Genomic DNA, 5,218 nt, shown 5'->3' on the forward strand with positions numbered 1-5,218 from the left:
AATGCAATTGGTATTAGTTTCAAGCGTTTTCTGTTTTCGTCACTACCTAAAAAGAAAACAAAAAAAAGCCACTGAGGTTATTCAGTGACTTTCATGTAGCGAGTAACGTTCAGAACATTACAGTAGCCTTTGGAAAATTAGAGCGTTCCAAAATCATCGACATTGATGGCAGCTAATCTTAATTCGTTTGCAACAACCAGTTGTTGATGCTCCTGTTTGCTAATTAAGTCAATTTCTAGCGCTGAGTCAAACAATGCTTGCGGTGTTGACTTTCTTGCTAAGCTGCCCTCTTTTTGAGCCTGTTTAATACGGACAAATAGCTCTTTGCATTCATATTTAGCGACAAATGCCCGCTCAACATCGGCGATACCACTGACATCGTTATCAAGATCAGGACACAGGAAAGTTAATCTGTCACGAGCAGGACCAGGACTACTCATCGAATTAACGACTTCTATAGATGATTTGTCATCAGCTTGATTAAAGTGGTTACCTAGCGGGAAGATTAATACCCGCAAAAGAGTTGCAACGATGCGGTTTGGAAAGTTTCGAATCGCTTCATCTAACGCTTTTGCAGCAAGGTGTAATCTGGTTGTCATCACATGTTTAACTGTGGGCAGATCTTCAAATTGACGACCATTATCTTCAAATAGCTTTAATGTGGCTGATGCTAGGTAAAGCTGGCTGAGAACGTCACCCAATCTTGCGCTTAACATCTCTTTACGCTTTAAATCACCACCTAGCATTAACATCGACAGATCAGACATAATCGCTAACGCCGCTGATAAGCGGGTCATGCTCTTGTAATAACGCTTAGTTTCACCACTCACTGGCGACGAAGCGAAAATACTGCCCGTTAACGCATGACTAAAAGCACTAAATCCATTACGAACGGCATAACCAATATGACCCGTAAGTAGCGAATCAAATCGCTCTAGTCCCGCAGCTTTGTCTTCCATTCCAGCAGCTTCCATCTCTGCAAGTACATAGGGATGGCAACGCGTAGCGCCTTGGCCAAATATCATTAAACTACGGGTAAGGATATTTGCGCCTTCAACCGTGATTGAAATTGGCAGCGCAATATAGGCGTTTCCTAGATAATTTTTAGGGCCCAGTTGAATCCCTTTACCTGACTGAATATCCATCGCATCGTCTATGACATTTCGTCCAAGTTCTGTCATGTGATACTTGGCAATCGCAGTCACGATAGAGGGTTTAACATTAAGATCTATACCGGTAGTTGTTAAGCGTCTAGCGGCTTCTAACTGGTAAGTATTACTGATGATCCGAGCAAGTGCTTCTTGCACTCCTTCAAACTGGCCGATCGGCATTCCAAACTGTTGTCTCACCGCGCTATAGGCCGTAGTCGTTTTAGTCGCCATGTGTCCTAATGCAGTAGATAGTGCCGGTAATGAAATTCCACGGCCGGCAGATAAACACTCAACCAGCATTCTCCAACCTCGACCCGCGTATTGCGGCCCACCGATAATCCAATCGAGTGGAATAAATACATCTTTACCTTGAGTGGTACCGTTCATAAAGGCCAAGTGCAATGGGTCATGGCGTCGACCAATTTCTACACCGGGATGGTCGGTAGGAATAAGTGCACAGGTAATACCTATCTGCTTCTGCTCACCTAGCAAGCCGTCAGGATCATGCATTTGAAACGCAAGACCCAATACATCAGCAACTGGGGCTAGCGTGATATAACGTTTATTCCAATTGAGCCTTAAACCTAAGGTTTGCTCACCATTAAACTCTTCACGACACACAATACCGGTATCGGGTATTGCCCCAGCATCACTGCCCGCTTCAGGGCCAGTTAGTGCAAAACAAGGGATCGCTTGGCCATCAGCAAGTTTTGGTAACCAAAAATCTTTTTGTTCGGTGGTGCCATAATGAGTTAATAGCTCGCCAGGACCTAATGAGTTAGGCACCATCACGGTCACTGCAGCGCTGACACTTCTGCTGGCTATTTTGCTAACAATCGTTGAATTAGCGTAGGCTGAAAATGCACGCCCGCCGTACTTTTTAGGAATAATAAGCGCAAAGAAGCCCTCTTTTTTAAAGTATTCCCACAGCTCAGGCGGTAGATCCTTTCTATTGCTGACAATGTCATAGTCGTCAATCATAGATAACGCTGTTTGAACTTGATTATTGATAAAATCTTGCTCATCCGAAGTTAACGCTGGTTTGCCATAACTATGCAACATCTGCCAATTTGGCTTGCCTTTAAACAGCTCTCCTTCCCACCAAACGTCACCGGCTTCCATCGCCTCTTTCTCAGTGTCCGATAAAGGTGGTAGCACTTTTTTAAAAAAACTAAATACTGGTCGCGTGATTAACTGCATTCTGATGTTCTTTACCGCAAAAATCACGACCACAGCGATGATTAACAGTATTAATAGCGTAATAAACATAATTTCTAGTTTGCATCCTTAGTAACTGGAACTGAAACCCCCGCCGATAAATAAGGGATAACTTTTCGGATAACTGCTTCTATATCATTGTGTTCGCCAAAATCTGCCTCAGCAATTTCGGTTAATGCATCTGCTGATGCCATAGTGAAAACAACGGTACCTAAGGTAAAGTGTAATCGCCAAAACATCTCTGCGGGAGGAATATGTGGTGTACTTTCGCTAACAGCCTTCACAAATAGGCTTAAATACTTGCCATAGTGAGTTGTGATAAACCAGCGTAAATGGCCCTGGCTCTCAATATAACCTCGTCCTAGAAGCTGAAGGAAGGTGGTAGTCCCTTCCGCTCTTAACTTGTTTAATTCAAGTAAGGGATTGACCAGAGTTGAAAAGATATCATCTAGGGAAGCGTTGGCATCGGCGCTACGAACCGCGACAATAGCGTCAGCAGCAGCAGGCATGAACACATCAAGATAACGGGCTAGCACCGCTCTAATTAGCTCCTTTTTTGAGCCAAAGTGATAATTGACTGATGCAAGGTTTACTTCAGCTTTGCTTGTTATTAATCTGAGAGAGGTTTCTGAAAATCCTCTCTCTGCAAATAGCTTTTCTGCTGCATCCAGTATTCTTGTTTTTGTATCGGAGCGATTCGCCATTCCGTTGCCTTTATTAATTCAATTTAAACACTCGTTTAAATTAAACACTCGCTTGCTTTTTGTCAAACAAAAACCCTGTTTACCTTACATATGTGCGCTATTTTCTTCATCTATGCCTCGCCACTATCAATCAGCAACAAAATAAGTAAAATAAGCAACACAAAAATAACAAGGGATTTTGACAGATGAACATGACCTTTACCAAGGTTTCTAAGCTATCAGTATTGATAGCAATCTCGCTCGGCGTAGTAGGCTGTAATAAAACAGAAGCAACTAATGCCCCCGCTGTTGATAAAATAGCGGAAGCTAAACAGTTTATTACTGATGCTGAATCTACGATGGCTGATCTATCTATTGAGATAAATCGCTCCGAGTGGATCTACAGTAACTTTATTACTGAAGACACAGCCGCGCTTTCAGCCAGTGTGTCAGAGAAGTACACAGGTACCTCTGTCAAGCTAGCAACCCAATCTGCTCAATATGCCGATCTAACATTAGATCCTGCAGACAAAAGAAAATTAAATATACTACGCAGTTCAATCGTATTACCAGCGCCTTTAGATCCAGCTAAAAATGCCGAGCTAGCCAACATCAGTGCCCAGCTAAATGGACTATACGGCAAAGGGAAATATTGCTTTGAAGATGGACGCTGTTTAACCCAGCCTGAACTGTCGGCGATAATGGGCGAATCTAACAACCCCGAAGAGCTGCTTGAAGTTTGGCAAGGCTGGCGTGAAATTTCTAAGCCAATGCGTCCACTATTCGAACGAGAAGTCGAGTTGGCAAACGAAGGTGCACAAGATCTCGGCTATGAGAACTTATCAGAGTTATGGCGCAGTCAATATGACATGAAACCTGATGATTTCTCAAATGAATTAGACCGCCTTTGGGGCCAAGTTAAACCTCTCTATGACTCACTGCATTGTTACGTACGCGGCGAGCTTAATGAGCAATATGGTGACACGGTAGCACCTGCAACTGGCGCTATTCCAGCTCACCTATTAGGCAATATGTGGGCTCAGAGCTGGGGCAACGTATACGATCAAGTCGCTCCGCAAGATGCTGACCCAGGATACGATGTTACTGAGCTGCTGGCACAACATAACTATGATGAAGTAAAAATGGTTAAACAAGCCGAGAGCTTTTTCACTTCACTCGGTTTCGAAGCATTACCAGATACTTTCTGGGAACGCTCTTTGTTTGTACAACCTAAAGATAGAGACGTTGTCTGCCACGCTTCCGCTTGGGACTTGGATAACGAAGATGATATTCGCATTAAAATGTGTATCCAGAAAACAGCTGAAGATTTTACCGTGATTCATCATGAACTTGGACACAATTTCTATCAACGCGCCTATAAAGAACAACCATTTATCTTTAAAAATAGTGCCAATGATGGATTCCATGAAGCCATTGGTGACACAGTTGCATTATCAATTACACCAAACTATTTAAAACAGATTGGTCTACTTGACGAAGTGCCTGACGCCTCAAAGGATATCGGCTTGCTGCTAAAGCAAGCATTAGACAAAGTCGCCTTTTTACCCTTCGGATTAATGATCGATCAGTGGCGTTGGAAGGTATTTAGCGGCGAGATCACCCCTGAGCAATATAACCAAGCTTGGTGGGACCTACGTGAAAAATATCAAGGTGTAAAAGCCCCGATTGCACGTAATGAGTCAGACTTTGATCCAGGTGCAAAATATCATGTGCCTGGCAATGTACCCTACACGCGCTATTTCCTAGCCCATATACTGCAGTTTCAATTCCATAAATCATTATGTGAGATTGCTGGCGATAACGGACCTGTACACCGTTGTAGCATTTACGGCAACAAAGAAGCTGGCGCTAAGCTAAACACTATGCTCGAAATGGGACAAAGCAAACCTTGGCCTGAAGCACTAGCAGCAGTTACGGGTACCAAAGAGATGGACGCTAACGCAGTACTTGATTACTTTGCGCCATTGCAAGTTTGGTTAGATGAACAAAACAAAACGGCAAATCGTCAATGTGGTTGGTAAAAACAAGCTAAGGTATTAGCATTCAGCAAAGGTCATTTAAATCAGTTTTAATGGCCTTTTTGTTACTTTAGACAGTAATACAGCGGCAATTTTCTAATAGTGAACTCAGGGGCTGTAGACAATT

The 5,218-nt window shown here is 43.1% G+C and carries 3 protein-coding genes; 1 reads left to right on the plus strand and 2 read right to left on the minus strand.

All coding sequences use genetic code 11. The annotated features are described in order from the left end of the window. Positions 1-137: 137 nt before the first annotated feature. Both AB4238_RS19325 and AB4238_RS19330 read right to left on the minus strand, forming a co-directional pair. Positions 138-2,420 carry an acyl-CoA dehydrogenase gene (locus tag AB4238_RS19325; protein WP_372034906.1) on the minus strand — a complete coding sequence of 761 codons (2,283 nt, stop codon included), beginning with the start codon at positions 2,418-2,420 and terminating at the stop codon, positions 138-140. Between the two features lie 5 nt (positions 2,421-2,425). Then, the gene (locus AB4238_RS19330) at positions 2,426-3,073 is read right to left on the minus strand and encodes a TetR/AcrR family transcriptional regulator (RefSeq protein ID WP_372034908.1); all 648 of its coding nucleotides are present in this window, start codon (positions 3,071-3,073) and stop codon (positions 2,426-2,428) included. A gap of 185 nt (positions 3,074-3,258) precedes the next feature. On the opposite strand from AB4238_RS19330, the gene AB4238_RS19335 reads away from it, so the two are divergent. Continuing rightward, a complete protein-coding gene (locus AB4238_RS19335; protein WP_372034910.1) occupies positions 3,259-5,094 on the plus strand; it encodes a M2 family metallopeptidase in 1,836 nt (611 codons plus the stop codon). Positions 5,095-5,218 lie beyond the last annotated feature (124 nt).

It is taken from the genome of Shewanella sp. 10N.286.45.A1 (genome assembly GCF_041470405.1).
In the GTDB taxonomy this organism is placed as follows: Bacteria; Pseudomonadota; Gammaproteobacteria; order Enterobacterales; family Shewanellaceae; genus Shewanella.